A 20,905-nucleotide genomic window follows, 5' to 3' on the forward strand; every position below is an offset into this window, starting at 1 on the left:
CGGGGGCCGCCGCACCCGCCCGCCCTGCTGAGCCCCAGAGCGCGACCCTGCGAGGTGCAGCGGACGGCAGAAGGGTTCGCGTCGCGAGATGCGGCCAACGGGGGTCGAGAACCGTTCTGGACCCCCGTTGGCCGCATCTCGCGAGACCTGCTGAGTCCCAGCGCACGTCACCCCGGGGACCAGCGGGAGGCAGCGCAGAGGAACGAGTGCGCGCCGCCGGGTCGGGCCCGGCGGGAACGCGCGAGGGACGAGCGCGCGGACAGAAGACCGCGCACTCGCCCCTCGGGCCTGACGACTAGCCGAAGATCCCCGGCAGCGTCGCGCGGAAGACCTGGTCGGCCTCGCTCAGCGGGATCGTGAAGATGCCCTCGATCTCGAGCGACTCACCGGTCTCGGCGACCTCGGCCGGCTCGGTGCCGGTCACGCCGATCTTGAGGACGGGCACACCGCGGGCGACGCACGCGTCGACCAGCTTGGTCTCCTCGCTGCGCGGCACGGCGACGAGCGCGCGGGCCGTGGACTCGGAGAACAGCGCCTCGAACGGCGTGACGCCGTCGCGGGTCGCGAGGGCGTCGATCGACACCTTGGCGCCGGTCCCGAAGCGCAGCGACGCCTCGAGCAGGCCCTGGACGAGGCCACCCTCGGAGAGGTCGTGCGCGGCGGAGACCAGGTGGTCGCGGCTCGCGTTGACGAGGACCTCGGCCAGGGCGCGCTCGGCCGCGAGGTCGAGCTGCGGGGGAACGCCGCCGAGGTGCTGGTGGACGACGTCGGCCCACGCGGAGCCGTCGACCTCGGCGCGGGTCGTGCCGAGGAGGTAGATGGCCTCCCCCGCCTCGCGCCAGCCGGACCCGGTGGCGTGCGCGACGTCGTCGAGCACGCCGAGGACGCCGACGACGGGCGTCGGGTGGATCGACGAGTCGATCTGCCCGGGCTCACCCGTGCCGTTGTAGAGCGAGACGTTGCCGCCCGTGACGGGGACGCCGAGCGTCTGGCACGCGTCGGCCAGGCCCTCGATGGCCTCGACGAGCTGCCACATGGAGTCGGGGTCCTCGGGCGAGCCGAAGTTGAGGCAGTCGGTGATGGCGAGCGGGCGCGCGCCGGTCGTGGCGACGTTGCGGTACGCCTCGGCGAGCGCGAGCTGGGCGCCCGTGCGCGGGTCGAGCTTGGCGTAGCGGCCGTTGGCGTCGGTCGCGAGCGCGACCCCGAGGCCCGTGGTCTCGTCGACGCGGATCACGCCGCCGTCGTCGGGCTGGGCGAGGGCCGTGTTGCCCTGGACGAAGCGGTCGTACTGGTTGGTGACCCACTCCTTGGACGCGAGGTTGGGCGAGCCGAGCAGGCGCAGCGCGGTTGCGCGGAGCTCGTCGGCCGTCTCGGGACGGGCTAGCGCGGCGGCAACCACGGTGTCCGCGTTGAGGCCGTCCATCCACGTGGGGCGCGCGTAGGGGCGGTGGTAGGTGGGGCCCTCGTGCGCCACGGACTTGGGGTCCACGTCCACGATGCGCTCGCCCTGGTGGTCGATCGTGAGGCGACCGGTGCCGGTGACCTCGCCGATGACCGAGGTCTCGACGTCCCACTTGCCCGTGATCGCGAGGAACTCGTCGAGCTTGTCGGGAGCGACGACGGCCATCATGCGCTCCTGCGACTCCGACATGAGGATCTCGCCCGCGTTGAGCGACGGGTCGCGCAGCAGGACCGAGTCGAGCTCGACGTGCATGCCGCCGTCACCGTTGGACGCCAGCTCCGACGTGGCGCACGAGATGCCGGCCGCGCCGAGGTCCTGGATGCCCTCGACGACGCGTGCCGCGTAGAGCTCGAGGCAGCACTCGATGAGGACCTTCTCCATGAAGGGGTCGCCGACCTGGACCGAGGGGCGCTTGGCGGGCACGCCGTCCTCGAAGGTCTCGGACGCGAGGATCGAGGCGCCACCGATACCGTCGCCGCCGGTGCGCGCACCGAACAGGACGACCTTGTTGCCCACGCCCGAGGCGTTGGCGAGGTGGATGTCCTCGTGGCGCAGCACGCCGATGCACAGTGCGTTGACGAGGGGGTTGCCCTGGTACGAGGAGTCGAAGACGAGCTCGCCGCCGATGTTCGGCAGGCCGAGCGAGTTGCCGTAGCCGCCGACGCCCGACACGACGCCGTGCACGACGCGCGCCGTGTCCGGGTGGTCGACCGCGCCGAAGCGCAGCTGGTCCATGACGGCCACGGGGCGCGCGCCCATCGAGATGATGTCGCGGACGATCCCGCCGACGCCCGTCGCGGCGCCCTGGTAGGGCTCGACGAAGCTCGGGTGGTTGTGGGACTCGACCTTGAACGTCACGGCCCAGCCGTCACCGATGTCGACGACGCCCGCGTTCTCGCCGATACCGACGAGGAGGTGCTTCTTCATCTCGTCGGTCGTCTTCTTGCCGAACGTGCTCAGGTGCACCTTGGACGACTTGTAGGAGCAGTGCTCCGACCACATGACGGAGTACATCGCGAGCTCGGCAGCCGTGGGGCGTCGCCCGAGGATGTCGCGGATGCGCTGATACTCGTCCGGCTTGAGGCCGAGCTCCGCGAAGGGCTGCGCCTCGTCGGGGGTGGCGGCTGCGCGCTCGACCGTGTCGAGGTGCGGCCGGTGCTCGGAGGTCGCTGCGGCGGCGGGCGTCGGGGCGTTGCTGGGGGCGGTCATCGAATCCCTCGGGGTGGCGTGCCAGCCAGCGCGTTTCGACGAGCGAGTCATCGGGGAGGCGACCGGCACGGGGCTGCACAGGTGCGGCCAGTTTACCGGGGGTTGGCCGCGGTGCGGTCGGGCGTCCACGAACGCGTCCGTGGGGGCACGGGCAGGCCCGTGGGCTGGGCGGATGCGCTCCCCTCGGGCCAGGAGGGCCGGGTGCGCGCGGGGCCGGTCCTGCGGGCGGGGATAGCCTCGCACGGTGACCTCGACCGTTCGCCGCCCCCGTCCGCGCCTCGCCCTCGTCGGGGCCGCGCTGGTGGCCTGCCTGCTGGTGGGTTGCACCGGGCCCGACGGCGCCGCGCCCGCCCCCGGGTCGCCCGCGCCGTCCGCGGGGGTCCCCTCTGACGGGCCGCCGGACGACCCGGATCTCGAGCCCGCTGCGCCGGCCATGACCACGCGCACGCTCACGGCCGACGGGATCGAGCTGCTGCTGTCGGTGCCGGTCGGGGCTGCGCCGGGCGGGGCTGCCGGGGCCGACGGGGATGCCGGTGAGCCGGCTGCGGCGGGCGACGCTGCCGATCCGGCAGGGGCCGACCCGGCGACGTCCGCACCCGTCGCGCCGGTCACCGTGACGCCCGACGAGGACGGGTCGAGCCGGGTCTCGTTCGGGCTCGCGATCCCGGGGGCCGGAACCGGGGCCGCCTCCGACAGCAGCGCCGACGGCGCCACGACCGGCACGACCGGCACGACGGACAGCACGGCTGACGACTCGACCACCACCGCGACGCTCGAGCTCGTCTCCCCCGCCGACGGGTCACTGCTCCGCAACGGCGACGGCAGCATCAGCGTGCTCGACGCGGCGGGCACGCCGCTCGGCGGCCTGTCGGCGCCGGAGGCGACGGAACCGTCCGGATCCGCTGTCCGCGCAGGAGTGCTGGTCGTGGCGCCGACCCGCGCGGAGGTGCGCGTGAAGGCGGTGGGCGCGACGCCGTCGGGCACGGCGGGAACCACCGCGAGCGCCCCGCCCGAGGACGTGACCGTGACGACCTGGCTCGGCGCGCAGGGCGTGCGCAGCGCGACCTGGGGCAACCGCGAGGGCGGGCGCTCGCTCGCGGTGGACCCGACGCCGTGGGCGCGGCAGTCGGGCCTGGTGGGCGAGGAGACCGCGTGGGCGCAGCTCGTCGCGAGCGAGCCCGAGGCCGACTCGTCGACCATGCGCGACCAGTTCGACTGCCACGCCCTGGGTGCGACCGACAAGAAGACGTGGAACCTCGAGCCGTGGCGGCCCGACGTCGGGTTCCTCGCGACGGCCGCAGCGCGCTGCAACCCGACCGACTGACTGCTGCCGAGCACGAGGTTGCGGTCGTTGTCCGGCGGATTCCGACCGCAACCTCGTGCTCGACCGACCGCAACCTCGTGCTCGGCGTCGAGGGCGCCCTAGCATCGGCGGATGCTCTCCGACCTGCCTCCCACCTCGCTCCTGCTCGACGCGGCCGCGGCCTGGTCCGCCTCGACCGGAGGTGGCGGGGTCCGGCTCGTCGAGGAATGGGTCTGGCCCCACGGCCAGTCCCGCGTGGCGCGCGTGCGGACCGGGGCGGGCGACGTCGTCGTGAAGTGGGAGCGCTCGGCGCGCAACGTGGAGCGCGAGGTCGAGGCCCTGCGGCGGTACGTCCCTGTGCTGGGGGACGACGCCGGTCAGCTGCTCGCGGCCGACGTCGACGCGCACGTGCTGATGATGACGCATGTGCCCGGGACGCTCGCCGCCGGTGCGGCGGCCCTCGACCTGGACGTCCACCGGCAGGCCGGGGCACTGCTCGCGCGGCTGCACGCGAGCGCCCCGGCCGTACTGGACGAGGGGTACGGGGAGCGCCTCCTCGCCGAGCTCGACGAGAAGATCTCCGCGCACGCCGGGCTCGTCGACGCGGCGGACCTGGTGCGGCTGCGCGCGGTCGCGGCGCCCGTGGCCCGCGTGCGGTCCGTGCGGCTCGTGCCCGCGCACCGCGACTACGGTCCGCGCAACTGGCTGGTCGATGCGCAGGGGCGGGTGCGGGTGATCGACTTCGCGCACTGCGAGCCGTCGCCGTGGGCCGTGGACCTGCAGAAGCTCACGATGCGCGAGTGGCGGGGCCGCCCCGACCTGGAGGCGGCGTTCCTCGAGGGCTACGGACGCGTGCCCGACGACGAGGATCGCCTCGTGCTGCGCGCGTACGTCGCGCTCTCGACGCTCGCGATCATCGCGTGGTCGATCGCGCACGACGACCCGGCGTTCGAGGCCGAGGCCAGGTCGGTGCTCGCGGGGCTCGTGGCCGGCTGAGGGGCCGGCCTTCGGTGCCGAGCACGAGGTTGCGGTCGCTGTCCAGCGGATTCCGACCGCAACCTCGTGCTCGACCGACCGGAACCTCGTGCTCGGCCGCTCAGTCGATCCCCAGCATCTCCCAGACCGGCCCGACACCGTGCAGCGTCACCTCGGGTCGCAACGCCTCGCCGCGGGCCGCCCAGTCCGCCCGGTCGAGTCGGTACCGGACGTCGACCGCGGGCTTGCCCTCACGGGCGAGCGTCGCCGTGCCGTTGGGGCGGTAGCCGAGCTTGCGCGTGACCCCGTTCGACGGGCCGTTGTCCTCCCACGCCGAGGTCGTGGCGGTCTGCGCCCCGAACCCCGTGAAGAGGAGCTCGAGGATCATGAGCCGCGCGAGCGTGCCGACGCCGGCCCCCTGGTGCCGCCGCCCCAGCCACGAGCCGGACTCCGCCGTGCGTGTCACGGCGAAGTCCGACGCCGTGAGGGCCTGGACACCCAGCACCTCGCCGTCGCGGACCACGGCCAGCTCGATCGCCCAGGACGCGGGCGCGATCCGCGACGCCGCGCCCCACTGGTAGGCCAGGATGCTGCGGCCGACCTCGACTGCCGAGCCGCGCGACCACGGGAACGCGAAGGGCATGAAGCCCTCGTCGTGGATGCCCTCGCCACCGATCGCCGCGAGCTGGAAGAGCAGGTCCTCGTCGAGGTGACGCAGCTCCAGGTCCCCCGAGACCACGCGCAGCCCGGCCGGAGGCCAGAGCTCGGTGCGCGACGGGGGCTCGGTGCGGCGCACGGTCTGGGCGGGGGCGTCGGTCGCGGGTTCGCGCGTCGGGTCAGGTGCGGGGTCAGGTGCCATCGGTGCAGCCTGGCCGAGTGCACGGGGCGCGTCAACAGGATTCGTCGCCGGTCGCGGTGCCTTCGACGACGCACGAAGGGACCCGCGGGCCCGGCGCGACGGCTGGTGGTCGTCACGCCGGACCCACGGGTCCCTGGCTCCCTCGGCGGCGGTACCGCTCCGCCGTGCCCCGAGGTCGTTCGTGCGGTGCTGCCGTGCTGGTCGAGCACGAGGTTGCGTGCGGTCGAGCACGAGGTTGCGGCCACTATCGACCGGACAACGACCGCAACCTCGTGCTCGGCACGGACAGCCAGCCCCGCGTGCCGTCAGCGCCTCGCGATCTTCGACCCGCCCCGTGCCGCCGCCTTGGCCGCGGCCTTCTCGCGCGCCTTGATCGACTTCTCGCTCACGGGCTCGTCGCCGCTGGCCCGCAGCTGCCGGTAGTACTCGCGGGCCTCGTCCTGACGCACCTGCTCGGCCCCCGACGCGATCTTGGCGCGCAGGTGCTCGGGGCCGTAGCCCCAGGCGTCGACCAGGTCCTGGGCGTGGGGGCGCAGGCGTGCGACGAGGCGGTCGATGTAGCCCGTGACCGTGCGGGCACGCTGCGCGGACAGGCGCCCGTTGATCAGGTACCAGGCGAGGTTGCGCTCGATGACCGTGAGCCCGAACAGGTCGCGGACCCACGTGAGGACCTGGCGGGTGCCCGCGTCCTCGATGGTCTCGAGGGCCTGCGTGAACGCCTCCCAGTGCAGCAGGTCGGCGTGCGCCTTCGCCATCTCGATGAGCTCGTACTGGTGCTCGTTGAAGAGTTCGGCGGCCTTCTCCGGGGTGGCCTTCTGCGCGGGGCGCAGGGCCGCGGCGACGTCGGCGACCATGGTCTCGACGCGGTCCGTCAGCAGCTCGCGCTGGTTCCCGACGTCCTTGAGGTGCCCGGCCGCACGGCGCGGGTCGCCCACGTCCGCGATGGTCTGCGCGGCTCGCTTGAGCGGTGTGCGGTGCAGCGCGGCGTCGGCGGCCTGCTCGACCACGAACCGGGCCATCTGCCCGGGCGAGATGTCCTTGAACTCCTTGCCGTAGTCGGCCAGGAGCCGCTTGGCGACGAGCTGGAGCAGCACGGTGTTGTCGCCCTCGAACGTCACGTACACGTCCATGTCTGCGCGCAGGCTCGTGATCCGGTTCTCGGTGAGGAACCCCGCGCCGCCGCAGGCCTCGCGCGCCTCCTGGAGGGTGTCGAGCGCGAACCACGTGCTCATCGGCTTGAGCGAGGCCGCCATGGTCTCGAGGTCCTCGCGCGACTCGGGCGTGTCGTTCTCGCCCGAGAACACCAGGTCGAACAGGTCGAGCAGGCGGTCGTGCGCGAAGTGCATCGCGTACGTCTGCGCGATGCGCGGGATCAGGCGACGCTGGTGCGTGCCGTAGTCGAGGATCACGACCTCGTCGACGGGCGAGGCCGCGTTGAACTGACGGCGCTGGTTGCCGTAGGTCACCGCGGTCGCGAGGCCCAGCTTCGACGCGGTGATCGCGGCGCCGTCGAGCGAGACGCGGCCCTGGACGAGCGAGCCGAGCATCGTGAAGAAGCGACGCCCGGGGCTGTCGATCGGCGAGGTGTACGTGCCGTCCTCGGCGACCTGTCCGTAGCGGGCCAGGAGGTTCTCGCGCGGAACCCGGACGTGCGTGAAGTGCAGGCGACCGTTGTCGATCCCGTTGAGCCCGCCCTTGAGCCCGTCGTCCTCCCCGCCGACCCCGGGCAGAAAGGCCCCCGCGCCGCCGTCGGGCGTGGTCTCACGGATGGGCGCGTAGAACGCGTGGACGCCGTGGTTGACGCCGTTCGTCACGAGCTGCGCGAAGATGACCGCCGCCGTGCCGTTGACCGCCGCGTTGCCGAGGTAGTCCTTCCAGGCCCCGCGGAACGGGGTGTGGACGACGAACTCCTGCGTCGCCGGGTCGAACGTCGCGGTCGTCGCGATCGAGGCGACGTCCGAGCCGTGGCCCGTCTCGGTCATGGCGAACGCACCGGGCACCGAGGCGTCCATCGCGGCCGGGAGCAGGCGGTCCTGCTGCTCGGGCGTGCCGAGGTGCAGGATCGCCGCGGCGAACAGGCCCCACTGGACGCCCGCCTTGATCTGGAGCGAGGGGTCCGCCGCGACGAGCTCCTCGAACCCGGCGAGGTTGCCGCCGGCGTCGTCCTGCCCGCCGAGGCGCGTCGGGAACCCGCGGTGCACCTGCCCGATCTCGACGAGCTGCTTGACCTGGTCCATGACGCGCTCGCGGTGCTCGGTGAGCGAGAGCCCCTCGATGCGTTGGAAGCGCTCCTCGCCCGCGGTCGCGCGCGCCTTGGCGCGCAGGTCGGCCCAGCGGCCCAGGAGCTGGTGCGAGAGGTCGGCCACGTCGACGCGAACCTCGCCCTCGGGCATCGGGGGTGTGACGCCTGCGGCGGGGATGGACGTGGAGGTCGCTGCGCCGTCGCCCCGCTGGGTGTCGCGGGCGGCGGTGCGGTCAGAGGTGGTGGTCATCGGGACTCCTGTGTGCCGGTGGTAGCCATGAGAAGGATCAGAGGTCGTCGGTGGAGGGGGCGGCGGCGCCGTCCGGGGCGGCCACGCCGTCCGGGGCGTCGTCACGAGCGGCGGGTGCAGCGTCGCCCGCGGCGGTCGCGCCCCGACCACGGGCCATGACGCCCACGGGGCCGCCCCACAGCCAGGCTGCGACCCGCTCGGTGAGCTCGTCGCGGTCGGGGGTGTCGGGGTCGTCGTGGTGGCCGAGCCACCACTCGCCCGCGCCCCGCACGAACCCGACGGCGCCCGCGGCCCAGGCCGCGGCGTCGGCGGGCGTGACGTCGGCCGCGCGCGTGAAGGGCTGGGCGACCAGCTCGGTCACCGAGTCGAGGAACGCCGCGAGGGGCGCGGAGGCCGTGCGCGCAGTGCCGTCGGTGCCGGCGATCGCGCCCGTACGGGTCACGAAGTAGTAGACGTTGGGCGAGCTCGCGATCATCTCGAGGTAGACGCCGACCATGGCGCGCAGCGCCCGGCGCGGCGTCTCGGCGGACTCCGCGGCCTGCGTCAGGGCGTCGTGCATCTGACCGACGACCGAGGCCCCGATCGCGATCTGCAGGCCGGTCTTGTCCTCGAAGTAGCGGTAGATGATCGACTTGGACGTGCCCGAGGCCGCCGCGATCTCGTCCATGGACACCCCGGGGCCGCCCTTGTGGACGGCCTTGCGCGCCGCGTGCACGAGCTCGGCGCGGCGGATCGCCCGGTGGTCGTCCCACCGGGTCGAGCGTCCGTCCACGACGGGAGCGGGAGCAGGTGCGGGGGTGCGGCCAGGGGCACGGTGGAGCACGGCGGTCCGCGGTCGCCCGGTCCTGCCGTTCGTGTCGCCGTTGATCACACAGTCCTCCAGAGGTGCCCGACGTCGGTGTCGTCCCTGGTCGTCCGTCCGTCGGTCCGCGAGTGGTCCTCACGACGGCGTCCTACCCTGGCGGGAACGCCGGGCACAGGGAGTGAAGGGTGTGACCCGCCTCACGATACCGAGAGTATCAGGTACTGTGGGTCTTGGACACCGCGTGGATCGCGCCCGCGGTCCGAGACCCTCAGCAACGAAGCGAGAGAGAGCAGCCGAAGTGGCCATCCGGAAGACGCAGCAGCCCACCCCCACACCCAGCTCCGCCCAGCAGCCCCCGGCCCTCCGCGACGCCTACGTCCTGGGCGGCAACCGCATCCCGTTCGCGCGTGCCGGCGGGAAGTACACGGGAGCCAGCAACCAGGACATGTTCACGGCCGCCCTCGAGGGGCTCGTGGCCCGCTACGGCCTCCAGGGCGAGCGCCTGGGCGAGGTCGTCGGCGGTGCGGTGCTCAAGCACTCGCGCGACTTCAACCTGGTCCGCGAGTCGGTCCTGGGCTCGTCGCTCTCGCCGCAGACCCCCGCGTTCGACCTGCAGCAGGCGTGCGCCACGGGCCTCGAGGCCGTCGTGACGGTGTCCAACAAGATCCGCCTCGGGCAGATCGAGTCGGGCATCGCGGGCGGCTCCGACACGGTGTCCGACGCCCCCATCGCCGTCAGCGAGGGGCTGCGCAAGGCGCTGCTCAAGGCCAGCCACGCCAAGACCCTGGGCGCGCGCCTCAAGGCGTTCGCCTCGGTGCGCCCCAGCGACCTGGCGCCGTCGACCCCCAGCACGGGCGAGCCCCGCACGGGCCTGTCGATGGGCGAGCACCAGGCGATCACGACCGCCGCGTGGGGCATCACGCGCGAGGCGCAGGACGAGGTCGCCCTGAACAGCCACCTGCACCTCGCCGCCGCGTGGCAGGCCGGGTTCTTCGACGACCTCGTGACCCCGTTCCGCGGCCTCACGCAGGACCAGAACATGCGCGCCGACTCGTCGGCCGAGAAGCTCGCGTCCCTCAAGCCCGTGTTCGGCAAGCACCTCACGCCGAGCGCGCCCACGCACGGGGCCGCGGCAGGCGCGGCAGGAGGGCCCGCAGTGCCCACGGGCCCCACGATGACCGCCGGCAACTCGACCCCTCTGACCGACGGCGCCTCGGTCGTCCTGCTCGGCTCGCGCGAGTGGGCCGCAGAGCACGACCTGCCCGTCCTGGCCCGCGTGGTCGACGCCGAGTCCGCGGCCGTCGACTACGTGCACGGCCACGAGGGCCTGCTCATGGCCCCTGCCCACGCGGTCCCCCGCCTGCTCGCCCGCAACGGCCTCACGCTCGCGGACTTCGACGTCTACGAGATCCACGAGGCCTTCGCCTCGACGGTCCTGACCACGCTCGCCGCGTGGGAGGACGACGACTACTGCCGCACCGAGCTCGGCCTCGACGGCGCCCTGGGCTCGATCGACCGCTCGCGGCTCAACGTCAACGGCTCGTCGCTCGCCGCGGGGCACCCGTTCGCCGCGACGGGCGGTCGCATCGTCGCCACGGCCGCGAAGCTCGTCGCGCAGAAGGCTGCGGAGACGGGCCGCCCGGCACGGGCGCTCATCTCGATCTGCGCGGCCGGAGGCCTGGGCCTCGCCGCGATCCTCGAGAGCGCCGACGACCTGTCCACCACGCCCGCGCAGAGCACCGAGAGCTGAGGGACCCCGCCATGACCGACAAGTACCTGTCCGCGGTGAACTCCGGCTTCACCAAGACGCTCGCCACGAAGCTCGGCCTGCCCCGGCCCGCGGTCCTGCGCCGCTACCGCGCGGACGACCCGCTCGTCCCGGGCCCCGTGCTCGTGATCGGCGAGCCCGGCTCGGCCGCCGACACCACCGCGGTCGCCCAGGCCCTGCTCGGCTGGGACCTCGACGTGCGGCAGAACGCGAACGGCGCCGAGACCCGCTGGGGCGCGATCGTCGTCGTCCTGACGGGCGCGACGAGCCCCGCCGACTTCTCGGCCCCCGTCCTCGAGCTGGGCGCGAACCTGCGTCAGCTCGCGCCCGGAGGCCGCGTCGTGACCGTCTCGCGCGCACCGTCCGACGACGACACGCCCCTGCTCGCGGCGACCCGCCAGGGCGTCGACGGGTTCCTGCGCTCGCTCGCCAAGGAGCTGCGCGCAGGCGCCACGGCGAACGGCATCCAGCTCACCGAGGACGCCGCCCCCGACAGCACGTCGGCCCTGGCCACGCTGCGCTTCTTCCTCTCGGCGAGGTCGGCGTTCGTCGACGGCCAGCTGCTGCACGTGGGTCCGGCCCCGACCGAGGCGACGCCCGACTGGGACCGACCCCTCGCGGGCCGCGTCGCGGTCGTGACGGGCGCGGCCCGCGGGATCGGGGCCGCGATCGCCCGGACCCTGGCCCGCGACGGCGCGACGGTCGTCGTGGTCGACGTCCCCGCGGCCGGCGAGTCGCTCGCCAAGGTCGCCAACGAGATCAAGGGCACGGCACTCCAGCTCGACGTCACGGCCGAGGACGCAGGCGCCCGCATCCTCGAGCACGCACGGACCCGCCACGGCGGCCTGCACGTCCTGGTCCACAACGCCGGGATCCTGCGCGACAAGCTCCTCGCCAACATGTCCCCCGACAAGTGGGACGCCGTGATCGCGGTCAACCTGCTCTCGCAGCTGCGGATCAACGAGTACCTGCTGGGCGCGAACGGCTTCTCCGAGGCCCCGCACATCGTCTCGCTCGCCTCGACGAGCGGCATCGCGGGCAACCGCGGGCAGACGAACTACGGCGCCTCCAAGGCCGGGGTCATCGGGCACACGCGCGCGACGGGCCGCCTCCTGGCCCCGCTCGGCGGCTCGGCCAACGCGGTCGCGCCCGGGTTCATCGAGACCGACATGACGGCCTCGATCCCGCTCGTCCAGCGCGAGATGGCCCGTCGCGTCTCCTCGCTCCAGCAGGGTGGCCTGCCCGTCGACGTCGCAGAGGCCATCGCCTTCCTCGCCTCCCCCGCGGCGGGCGGCGTCAACGGCCAGGTGCTGCGCGTGTGCGGCCAGAGCCTGGTGGGCGCGTGACGGCCGCCGCGCAGGGGGCCCCGGAGCGCCGCAACCCGCGTCTCGTCACGCTGCCCTCGTTGCCGGGGCTCGGCGGTCTGTACGCGAAGGGCGTGGCGTCGTCGGGCCGGATCGCCGTGACGCGCTCCCCCGTGGGGCGCGTCCTGCCCGGGCCGCGGGACGTCGTCCTGCCCGACGTCGTCTACCGCGTCGCCGACGTCCCGACCGCGGGCGTGACCGAGCACCTGACCGACTACCAGCGCCTGATCGGCGAGCGCGTGTGCGACACGCTGCCCGCGGGGTACCTGCACGTGCTCGCGTTCCCGCTCGCGACCGCGCTCATGGTGCGCGGCGACTTCCCGCTGCCGCTGCTGGGGCTCGTGCACGTGTCGAACGCGGTCTCGGTGCACCGTCCCGTGCGCGTCGGCGACGTGCTCGAGGTCCGCGCGACGGCCGAGGACCTGCGCGCGCACCGGCGCGGGGTCCAGGTGGACCTGGTGACCGAGGTCAGCACTGGCGGCGAGCTCGCGTACCGCGGCGTCTCGACGTACCTGGCCAAGGGGTTCGGCCTGCCGTCGGAGGAGGAGGCGCCCCCTCAGCGGACCGAGGAGGCGTCGCGTGAGGAGTTCGTGCCGCCGGTCCCGACGGCACGCTGGGAGCTCGGCAGCGGGATCGGGCGCGCGTACGGCGCGATCTCGGGCGACCGCAACCCCATCCACACCTCGGTCCTGGGCGCCAAGGCGTTCGGGTTCCCGCGGACCATCGCGCACGGCATGTACACGGCTGCACGCGCGCTGGCCGAGGTCGGCGCGGCACGCGGTGACGCCTACGACTGGACGGTCGAGTTCGCCGCGCCCGTCCTGGTCCCGGGCACGGTCCAGGTCGCCATCACCCGGGTGCCCGACGACGACGCTCACCCGGGCGGGTTCACGTACGTGGGCTGGAACGGGAAGAGCGGCAGGCGGCACCTCAGCGGGACGGTCACGCCGCGCTGAGCGCTGCTCCCGCCGCTCGCCGAGAAGTGAGCAGATGCCCCTGATCGGGTCAGATCAGGGGCATCTGCTCACTTCTCGACAGCGGTCAGCTCTCCGGAGCCGGGCAGATGCCCTCCGCCAGAGAGCCGGTCCCCAGGCTCAGCGCCGGTCCCGTGAAGTCAGGGAACGGCCGCTCGAAGCTCATGCCGAGGGCGCTGGTCACCGTCATCGACGGCTCGGCCCACTCGTCGAGCGCTCCGCAGTCCGTGATCCTCCACAGCACGACGACCTGCACCGGGCCGCTCGTGATCCGCTGTGGAAGCGCGGCGTCGTCGAGCACGCCGGGAGCGTAGGCGTCTGCGAGGACGTCGTCGACGGTCTGCTGTGCGACGGTCTCCATGTGCAGCGCCGGCATCTCGACCGGTGGCTGGAAGAGCCATGCGTCCACGACCGTCGCCCCCGGGACGTCCCCGATCCCCGTCACCGTCCCCCCGATCGGCGCGGCCACCGAGATGTCGACGATCCTCAGGACGGCCTCGTCTCGCGGGACGACCGCCACCGTCCCGCTGGAGCCCGCCCGGAGGTCCGGACCGGGCCGCAGCAGGTTCGAGGAGAACCAGGCCCCGACCAGGAGGACGGCGGCGATGACCACCAGGAGCAGGCTACGTCCGCGAGTGGGACGTGGGGTGAGGGCCGTGAGCGACGGGTCGCTCGTCGGGAGGCTTGTGGACACCATTGGCACAATGTACTGTGCCAATGGGCCAAAAGGCCAGAGCCAGAAAGGCAGTGCTCGTGCGACTCGTCCCTCTCCTCCTCCTCGCCGGTCTCGTGGTGCTGCTCGTCGCCGCCCTCAACACCAGCCGCCGTGTCAGCGCGGGCGACGTCCGGTGGATCGCCGGGGCCGCCGACGTCCCGCCCGCCCAGGCCGACGTCTACCGCCGCTACCTGGCGCGGCACCGTCAGCACAGGATGGTCGGCGGGGTGCTGGGCACGGCCCTCGGAGTCCTCCTCGGGCTCCGCTGGAACGCGACGATCCCGCTCGACCTCGTGCTCTTCTGCGGTGTGGCCGGCGTCCTCGTCGGGTCCCTGTCGGCCGAGACGTACCGGCTCTCGCGTCCCCTGGCCGCGGACGGCGTCGCCCCTTCGCTCCGCACCGCCTCGCTGACCCCGCGCCGACCGATCGAGCACGGCCGCGTCCTCGTCACCGCGCGCGCGCTCCTCTCCGGAGCGCTGCTCGGAGGCCTGGCCGGAGCGCTCGCTGGGCAGACCGCGACCTTGCTCGTCGCGCTCACCGGCGCCGGCATCGCTGCGGTCGCCGAGTGGACCCAGTCAGCCATCCGGTCCAGGCGGCGGCCCGTCCTGTCGCCCGACGCTGCCGCCGTCGACCACCGCATCCGGTCCTTCGCGGCCAGGTCGCTCGCGTGGCTCGAGGTGGGGGTGGCGACGCTCACCGTCAGCCAGGTGCTCGCCTCGGTCCCGGTGTCCTCGCCGCAGCTCGCAGCCGCCCAGACGTTCTGCTCGCTCACTCTGCTCGTCGCGGCGTTCGTCCTGGTGCACCGGGCGTCGCCGCAGCGTCCATGGTCCGTGATCCTTCGCCCGACCCGGGCGCTCACGTCGGGCGCGGGGGGCGGCAGCGCTCGATGATCGTCCAGGTCGACCCCCGATCCCCCGTCCCGGTCTTCGAGCAGATCCGCGCCCAGGTGAGCAGGCTGATCGTGTCGGGGCAGCTCCGTCCCGGCGCCCGCCTCCCGGCGATCCGTGATCTCGCGACCGATCTCGACGTCGCGCGCGGGACCGTCAACAAGGCGTACGACGCGCTCGCGCGCGACGGCCTCGTCGAGACCTTGGGCAGGCACGGGACGATCGTCCTCGGCCCTGAGCGGGCGGTGCCGAGGCCTGACGACGTCACATCCGCTGCAGATGCCCTCGCCCTGGTCGCGCAGCAGACCGGCCTCGACGCCGGGGCCGCCCACGCAGCCCTCGACGCAGCTCTTGGACGCCTCCGCCCGCGCTCGGCGCTCGCCGAGACGTGAGCAGATGCCCCTGATCGGGTCAGATCAGGGGCATCTGCTCACGTCTCGGCAGGAGCGTTCACCCCGCGGTCCGCCGGATGCTGCGCCGCCACCGACGTTCGAACACCACGTCCTCGCCGTCGCGCGCCACGACCTCGTCGTCGGTGTGGAAGAACTCGGCGTCGCACGAGATCTCCGAGCGCGTCACGACGCTCGCGTCCCACGCGAGGTCGGACGGCGTGGCACCGGGCCGACGCAGCCGCACGCTCCAGTCGGAACGCGTGCGTGCGTTCAGCGGGTCGCGCCCGATCCAGTAGCGCTCGAGCGCGTCCTCGGTGAACTCGAGGCCGTCGGGGTAGATGCGCGTCCCGCCGTACCTCGGGTCCACCTCCAGGAGCCACTCGTCGGCTGCGACGTCACGCACGACGCGCCGCTCGGGCCGCTGGTCCGCGTCCTCCGGGTAGACGACGCCGAGCGGGGGCGCCTGCTCGGGCTCCTCGAAGGTGACGACCGGGTGCCCGCCGGGAGCCGCGCCGTCGTGCACGGGAAGCTCGAGCGAGCTGCCCGCGGGCGCGACCGCGAGGGCAGCTCCGCCCGGCTGCGGCCACACCCACGGCCAGTACGCCGAGGAGAGCGCGAGCCGGAGCCGGTGCCCGGGAGCGAGCGCGTACCCCACGCCGCTGAGCTCGAACGTCACGTCGTGCGTCGCGCCGGGCTCCCAGGGGACGACGCGGTCGCGCCCCTCTCGGGCCGACAGGTTGAGCACGCCGCGGGTCACGAGCGTCGAGGAGCCGTCGGGGCCCACGTCGCACAGCCGTGCCACGACCTGCCCCTTGTCGCCCGCGCACGACAGGCGCAGGCGGACCCGTGCACGGCCCAGGATCTCGAGCCGCTGGGTGAGCGGCGGCGAGTCGAAGCAGACGGACCGCCCGTCCTCCTCGCGCTGGTCGGGCGGCAGGTCCGCGTCGTTCCCGAACGGGAAGAAGCGCCCCGCGTCGATCCCGGTGTGCTGGGGAGAGGCCACGAGGCACGACGGCGGCACGTCCGCGGGGGCGGCCGGCCCACCGCTCGCAGGGCCCGGGCGGGCGGGAAGGTGCGTGACGAGCGGGGCGGTCGTGCGCAGCTCGGTGGCGACCGCTGCGTCGTCGACGTCGTCGGTGCCGCCAGGCGCTCCCGCGAACGGGAGGACCGTCGGCCGGACGTGCGGGGACGGCCACCGCTCCTCCCCGACCCAGCGACCGGGCATCTCGTCGTAGACCGTGGCGGGAGGCACGGACTCGGTGACCCATGCGCGCAGCGCCGGCTCGTCGAGGGCACCCGTGTCGTCGTCCTTGAGGAACTGGTCCCACCAGCGCAGGGTCTCCTGGAGGAAGCCGATCGAGGGACCCGGCGGCAGGCCGCGGTCGGGGTACTGGTGCGACCAGGGACCGACGATGCCGCGGACCGGGCCGCCCAGGGCGCGGTCGCCGTCGGCCGTCGCGTCGCCCGCGGCCACGAGCCGCAGGACCGTGTCGCGGTAGGGGTCGTTCCACCCGCCGACCGCGAGCACCGCGGCCTTGATCGCCGAGTAGTCCTCGATCACGCTGCCGTGGCGCCAGTAGTCGTCGCGCGTCTGGTGGTCGAGCCAGGTGTGGACGAACGGCTCGGTGTGCTCGAGGCGGTCGAGCCACTGCTCCTTCCACCGGTCGCCCACGACGGCCGGGTCCGGGGGCCGGGAGCAGAACGCGAGCATGGTCGCGGCCCACGCGTGCATGTCGACCGCGAGGACCGATCCGCCCGTGTAGTGCACGTCGTTGTCGTACCGGTCGTCGGTCGAGCACACCGTGACGATCGCCGCGAGCGCCTCGGGCGCGAGGGCCGCGACCTGCAGGGCGTTGAACCCACCCCACGAGATGCCGAACATCCCGACCTTGCCGCTGCACCACTCCTGCGCGGCGAGCCACTCGACGACCGCGACGCCGTCGGCGAGCTCGGTCGGGGAGTACTCGTCGTCCTGGTGGCCGTCCGAGTTCCCGCTGCCGCGGATGTCGACGCGCACCGACGCGTACCCGTGGCCCGCGTAGTACGGGTGGCGCTGCGCGTCGCGCGGGGCGGTCCAGTCGGACAGCCGGTAGGGCAGGTACTCCAGGATCGCGGGGACGGGCGTGGGGTCGACCGGTCGCCAGACGCGCGCGGCGAGGCGCGTCCCGTCGGCGAGGGGTATCCAGTGGTCCTCGACCGTGGTCTCGAACGGGAGCTCGGTCACGTACCGCATGGTCATTCCTCCGGTGCTGGGTGGTGCGGGTGGTGCAGTCGTTCGGGTGGTGCAGTCGTTCGGGTGCTGCCGGCGTTCGGGTGCTGCCGGTGGCGCGCACCGGTCAGTGGACGGGGTGCATGGTTCGTCTCATCCAGGGCGAGAGGACCAGGACGACGACCGCGACGAGCACCGCGACCGCGCCGTTGAGCGTGAAGTAGAGGCCGTCGGGGATCTCGCCGTAGAAACGGACGGTCTGCGCCTGGATGCCGTTCGCGAGCGCGATCGACAGGAACCACACGGCCATCGACTGGCTCGAGAACGCCGCGGGGGCGAGCTTGGTCGTCGCGGACAGGCCCGTCGTCTGGAGCAGCACGTCACCGAGCCCCAGCAGCAGGAGCGAGGCCAGGAGCCACCACACGGCGATCTTCCAGTCGCCGCTCTGCCCCGTCACGGCGGGCACGAGGACCAGGTAGGACAGGCCGCCGAGCAGCGCGCCGATCGCGATCTTCTTGGACGCGTGCGGCTGCCGGGGCCCGAGCCAGGTCCACAGCGCCGCGACCACGGGCGCGACGAGCACCTCGACGCCGCCCAGGAACGAGCTGAACCAGGCCGCGGGGGCCTGCCACCCGAAGATCGTGCGCTCGACGTGCTGGTCGGCCAGCAGGATCAGGACGCTGTACGCCTGGAACAGCACGAAGTTGAACGCGACCGACGCGAACCACAGCACGAGGAACGGCCGGAGCCGGCCGCGTTCCTCGCCCGTCACGCGGGGGCTGCGGAACATGACGGTGAAGTAGACGATCGGGGCGGCCATGGCGACCACGGTCAGCGCGTCGACGACGCCCGCGATGCTGAGGCGCCCCACGAGCGCGAGCCCGACGGCGAGGATCACCACCCCGGCCGCGACCCCTCCCAGGATCCACAGGGTCCGGCGCATCACGGCCGGAGGCAGGGGCGCCTCGGGGCCGCGCCCGTGACCCGGGATGTGCCTGCGTCCCACGACGTACTGGACCACTCCCGCGGTCATGCCGATCGCGGCGGCAGAGAACCCCCAGTGCCAGCCGACGTCGGCGCCGAGCCACCCCGTGACGAGAGGACCGAAGAACGCCCCGACGTTGATGCCCATGTAGTAGAGCGCGAACCCCGCGTCCCGGCGCTCGTCCGTGGTCGAGTAGAGCTTGCCCACGAGGGTCGACACGTTGGGCTTGAGCAGCCCCGTACCCAGGCTGATGAGGACCAGGCCGAGCCACGTCGAGAGCTCGGCGGGGATCGCCATGGTGTAGTGCCCGCACGCGATGAGGATCCCGCCCCACAGGACCGCGCGGTACGAGCCCAGGACCCGGTCCGCGATCCACCCGCCCCCGACCGAGACCAGGTAGACCATGGTCCCGTAGCCGGCCGCGATCGAGGCGGCCTGCCCGGCCTCCATACCGAGCCCGTCGTCCGCGACGGTCGCGGTGAAGAACAGCACGAGGATGGCCTGCATCCCGAGGAACGAGAACCGCTCCCAGACCTCGAGGCCGAACAGGGTCGACAGGCCTCGCGGGTGCCCGAAGAAGGCTCTGTCGTCCAGGTCGACCGCGGGTCCTGCCGGTCGTGCGTCCTCGGTCGTCAACAGCCCTCCAGCGGTCGGTGCGCCCACCGCAGGCTCGCGGAGGCATCCTTCCAACCTAGGCAGGTTCGTCGCCCGAGGCCACAGGGACGCCCCGGTGGCGCCGTCAGACGACCCGGTCGAGGCCCTCCAGGCGCGCGAGCCGGTCGAGCAGGCCGTCCCGGACGGCCGGCCACTCGTCGGCGAGGACCGAGAAGTAGGCCGTGTCGCCGCGCGACCCGTCGGGCGCGACACGGTGGCTGCGCAGCACCCCCTCGGGTACGGCGCCGAGGCGCTGGATCGCCGCGATCGAGCGGGAGTTGCGCGCGTCGGCCCGCAGAGCGACGCGTTCGACGTCGAGCACCTCGAACGCGTGCCGCAGCAGCAGGTACTTGCACGCCGGGTTGGTCACGCCGCCCCACCAGGGACAGTCGTAGAAGGTCGAGCCGAGCTCGACGCGGCCCTGCGAGGGCGACCACTCGTAGAGCGAGGTGCTGCCGCGGACGGACGTGGCGCCGTCGGGCCCCTCGCCGGGGACACGCGGCCCGACGACGGCCCACGCCAGGCGCCCCGGCGCCGCCACCGCGTCGCGCACGTAGGCGGACATGGCGGGCGTCCCGCGCGGCGTGGGCGACGACATCCCTGCCCACAGGGCGTCGTCGACGAACGCCCCCAGCTCGGGCGCGTGCTGCTCGCCGAGCGGCTCGAGGCGCAGCCCGAACCCTTCCAGGACCGTGACGTTCTCCATGCGGTCATCCTGCCGGACAGGACGTGAGGATCTTGTGAACCGCCCGTCCCCCGAGATGCGAGTCGCCCGGGGGCCTGCCTACGGTCGAGACGAACCAACCACCACCGAGGGAGGAACCCCATGGGACTGGGAGACAAGATCAAGCACGGTGCCGAAGAGGCCAAGGGCAAGGTCAAGGAAGGCGCCGGCAAGGCGACCGGCAACGAGAAGCTCGAGGCCGAGGGCCACGCCGACCAGGCGAAGGCCAACGTCAAGCAGGCCGGTGACGACGTCAAGGACGCCTTCACCAAGGACTGACCGCAGACGAAGGACGCCCCGGGACCCGTACGGGTCCCGGGGCGTCGCTGTGGACGGGGGAAGTTCTCAGAGGGCGACGGCGGGCGGCAGGGCCGTGACCGAGCCGACGGCCTGACCGGCCGCCTCGGCGACGTGGTCCGCGACCGGCGGGACCACCGACAGGAGCGGCGTGGTCACGGGCTCGCCGGCGGCGGACATCTCGACGGGGCCGAGCACCGGGACGATCCGCGGGCTCGTGATCCGCGCGAGCAGGCCGAGCTCGACGCCCGCCCACTCGTGCGCGAGGATCGAGAAGCACACCGAGTCGGCACGCGTGCCGTCGGGGGCCGTGCGATGACCTCGCATGACGCCCTCCTCGTACGCGCCGAGGCGACGCATCGCGGCGAGCGAGCGCGCGTTGCGCGCGTCCACCCGGAAGCCCACGCGGTGCACGTCCCACGACTCGAACGCATGTCGGAGCAGCAACCATTTCGAGACCGGGTTCACGAGGCTCCCCCACGTGGAACGCGCGTAGAAGGTCCGCCCGATCTCCACGCGCCTGTCGTCGAGCGACAGGTCACGGAAAGCGGTGCTCCCCACCACGAGACCCGAGCCCGCGTCGACGACGGCGAAGGCCGTCAGCGCCCGGGTAGCCCGAGTGTCCTCGATGAAGTTCACCATCCCGACCTCCCCCGCAGGGAGGGTCGTACTCATACCCGCCCACATCGTCGGATCGACGATCTGAGCCAGCGCACCGGCGTGCGCGACAGCCAGGGGTTCGAGGCGGAACCCGTGGCCTTCCAGGACGACATCGTGCTGCACAGCGCATATCAGAACACACGCGGGCGTCGCCGCCAAGACCACGGAGCG

General features: G+C 73.3%; 17 protein-coding genes. 8 read left to right on the plus strand and 9 right to left on the minus strand.

The features are described 5' to 3' along the window. Nucleotides 1–295: 295 nt before the first annotated feature. Nucleotides 296–2,671, minus strand: a complete 2,376-nt coding sequence (gene purL, locus ACIPWA_RS13850; protein WP_400291016.1) for a phosphoribosylformylglycinamidine synthase subunit PurL — start codon at nt 2,669–2,671, stop codon at nt 296–298. A gap of 244 nt (nt 2,672–2,915) precedes the next feature. Here purL and ACIPWA_RS13855 point away from each other — a divergent pair, with 244 nt between their 5' ends. Together ACIPWA_RS13855 and ACIPWA_RS13860 are read left to right on the plus strand one after the other, a co-directional pair. Beyond that, the gene (locus ACIPWA_RS13855) at nt 2,916–3,995 is read left to right on the plus strand and encodes a DUF2599 domain-containing protein (protein ID WP_400291018.1); all 1,080 of its coding nucleotides are present in this window, start codon (nt 2,916–2,918) and stop codon (nt 3,993–3,995) included. 111 nt (nt 3,996–4,106) lie between these two features. Continuing rightward, on the plus strand, nt 4,107–4,970 hold the full coding sequence (locus tag ACIPWA_RS13860; RefSeq protein WP_400291020.1) for an aminoglycoside phosphotransferase family protein: 864 nt from the start codon (nt 4,107–4,109) through the stop codon (nt 4,968–4,970). Between the two features lie 100 nt (nt 4,971–5,070). Here the strand turns inward: ACIPWA_RS13860 and ACIPWA_RS13865 are convergent, their stop codons facing one another. The 3 genes from ACIPWA_RS13865 to ACIPWA_RS13875 form a co-directional block, all read right to left on the minus strand. Further along, on the minus strand, nt 5,071–5,808 hold the full coding sequence (locus ACIPWA_RS13865) for a GNAT family N-acetyltransferase (RefSeq protein WP_400291022.1): 738 nt from the start codon (nt 5,806–5,808) through the stop codon (nt 5,071–5,073). Between the two features lie 305 nt (nt 5,809–6,113). Beyond that, entirely contained in the window at nt 6,114–8,300 is a 2,187-nt protein-coding gene (locus ACIPWA_RS13870; RefSeq protein ID WP_400291023.1) for an acyl-CoA dehydrogenase family protein, read from the minus strand. A gap of 37 nt (nt 8,301–8,337) precedes the next feature. Then, nucleotides 8,338–9,072: a TetR/AcrR family transcriptional regulator gene (locus tag ACIPWA_RS13875; protein WP_400291609.1), complete on the minus strand. Its 735-nt coding sequence runs from the start codon at nt 9,070–9,072 to the stop codon at nt 8,338–8,340. Between the two features lie 331 nt (nt 9,073–9,403). On the opposite strand from ACIPWA_RS13875, the gene ACIPWA_RS13880 reads away from it, so the two are divergent. Genes ACIPWA_RS13880 through ACIPWA_RS13890 form a run of 3 tightly spaced genes read left to right on the plus strand, consistent with a single transcriptional unit; the run spans nt 9,404 to nt 13,193 of the window. Next, nucleotides 9,404–10,855 (plus strand): acetyl-CoA C-acetyltransferase, encoded by a 1,452-nt coding sequence (locus ACIPWA_RS13880; RefSeq protein WP_400291025.1) that lies wholly within the window; start codon nt 9,404–9,406, stop codon nt 10,853–10,855. Nucleotides 10,856–10,866: 11 nt separating this feature from the next. Further along, on the plus strand, nt 10,867–12,219 hold the full coding sequence (locus ACIPWA_RS13885; protein ID WP_400291027.1) for a 3-oxoacyl-ACP reductase: 1,353 nt from the start codon (nt 10,867–10,869) through the stop codon (nt 12,217–12,219). Further along, a complete protein-coding gene (locus ACIPWA_RS13890) occupies nt 12,216–13,193 on the plus strand; it encodes a MaoC/PaaZ C-terminal domain-containing protein (RefSeq protein ID WP_400291029.1) in 978 nt (325 codons plus the stop codon). Before ACIPWA_RS13885 ends, ACIPWA_RS13890 begins: the two co-directional genes overlap by 4 nt. Before the next feature lie 85 nt (nt 13,194–13,278). Here the strand turns inward: ACIPWA_RS13890 and ACIPWA_RS13895 are convergent, their stop codons facing one another. Beyond that, nucleotides 13,279–13,908, minus strand: coding sequence for a hypothetical protein (locus tag ACIPWA_RS13895; protein ID WP_400291031.1), 630 nt, complete (start codon nt 13,906–13,908; stop codon nt 13,279–13,281). Between the two features lie 56 nt (nt 13,909–13,964). Between ACIPWA_RS13895 and ACIPWA_RS13900 the strand changes: the two genes are divergently transcribed. Together ACIPWA_RS13900 and ACIPWA_RS13905 are read left to right on the plus strand one after the other, a co-directional pair. Further along, nucleotides 13,965–14,816, plus strand: coding sequence for a hypothetical protein (locus tag ACIPWA_RS13900; protein ID WP_400291033.1), 852 nt, complete (start codon nt 13,965–13,967; stop codon nt 14,814–14,816). Further along, the gene (locus tag ACIPWA_RS13905) at nt 14,813–15,205 is read left to right on the plus strand and encodes a GntR family transcriptional regulator (RefSeq protein WP_400291035.1); all 393 of its coding nucleotides are present in this window, start codon (nt 14,813–14,815) and stop codon (nt 15,203–15,205) included. The genes ACIPWA_RS13900 and ACIPWA_RS13905 overlap by 4 nt, the downstream gene beginning before the upstream one ends. 58 nt (nt 15,206–15,263) lie before the next feature. On the opposite strand, the gene ACIPWA_RS13910 is transcribed toward ACIPWA_RS13905, so the two are convergent. The 3 genes from ACIPWA_RS13910 to ACIPWA_RS13920 all read right to left on the minus strand — a co-directional run bounded on the left by ACIPWA_RS13910 (nt 15,264) and on the right by ACIPWA_RS13920 (nt 19,759). Next, nucleotides 15,264–17,438 (minus strand): CocE/NonD family hydrolase, encoded by a 2,175-nt coding sequence (locus ACIPWA_RS13910; protein ID WP_400291037.1) that lies wholly within the window; start codon nt 17,436–17,438, stop codon nt 15,264–15,266. A 103-nt stretch (nt 17,439–17,541) separates the two neighbouring features. After that, nucleotides 17,542–19,035 (minus strand): peptide MFS transporter, encoded by a 1,494-nt coding sequence (locus ACIPWA_RS13915; RefSeq protein WP_400291039.1) that lies wholly within the window; start codon nt 19,033–19,035, stop codon nt 17,542–17,544. Nucleotides 19,036–19,138: 103 nt separating this feature from the next. Then, nucleotides 19,139–19,759, minus strand: coding sequence for a GNAT family N-acetyltransferase (locus tag ACIPWA_RS13920; RefSeq protein ID WP_400291041.1), 621 nt, complete (start codon nt 19,757–19,759; stop codon nt 19,139–19,141). A gap of 120 nt (nt 19,760–19,879) precedes the next feature. Here ACIPWA_RS13920 and ACIPWA_RS13925 point away from each other — a divergent pair, with 120 nt between their 5' ends. Next, the gene (locus tag ACIPWA_RS13925) at nt 19,880–20,056 is read left to right on the plus strand and encodes a CsbD family protein (RefSeq protein WP_056652525.1); all 177 of its coding nucleotides are present in this window, start codon (nt 19,880–19,882) and stop codon (nt 20,054–20,056) included. A 66-nt stretch (nt 20,057–20,122) separates the two neighbouring features. Here the strand turns inward: ACIPWA_RS13925 and ACIPWA_RS13930 are convergent, their stop codons facing one another. Beyond that, on the minus strand, nt 20,123–20,899 hold the full coding sequence (locus ACIPWA_RS13930) for a GNAT family N-acetyltransferase (protein WP_331709591.1): 777 nt from the start codon (nt 20,897–20,899) through the stop codon (nt 20,123–20,125). Nucleotides 20,900–20,905: the final 6 nt, after the last annotated feature.

This window comes from Oerskovia enterophila, from assembly GCF_044748475.1.
Classification (GTDB): Bacteria; Actinomycetota; Actinomycetes; order Actinomycetales; family Cellulomonadaceae; genus Oerskovia; species Oerskovia enterophila.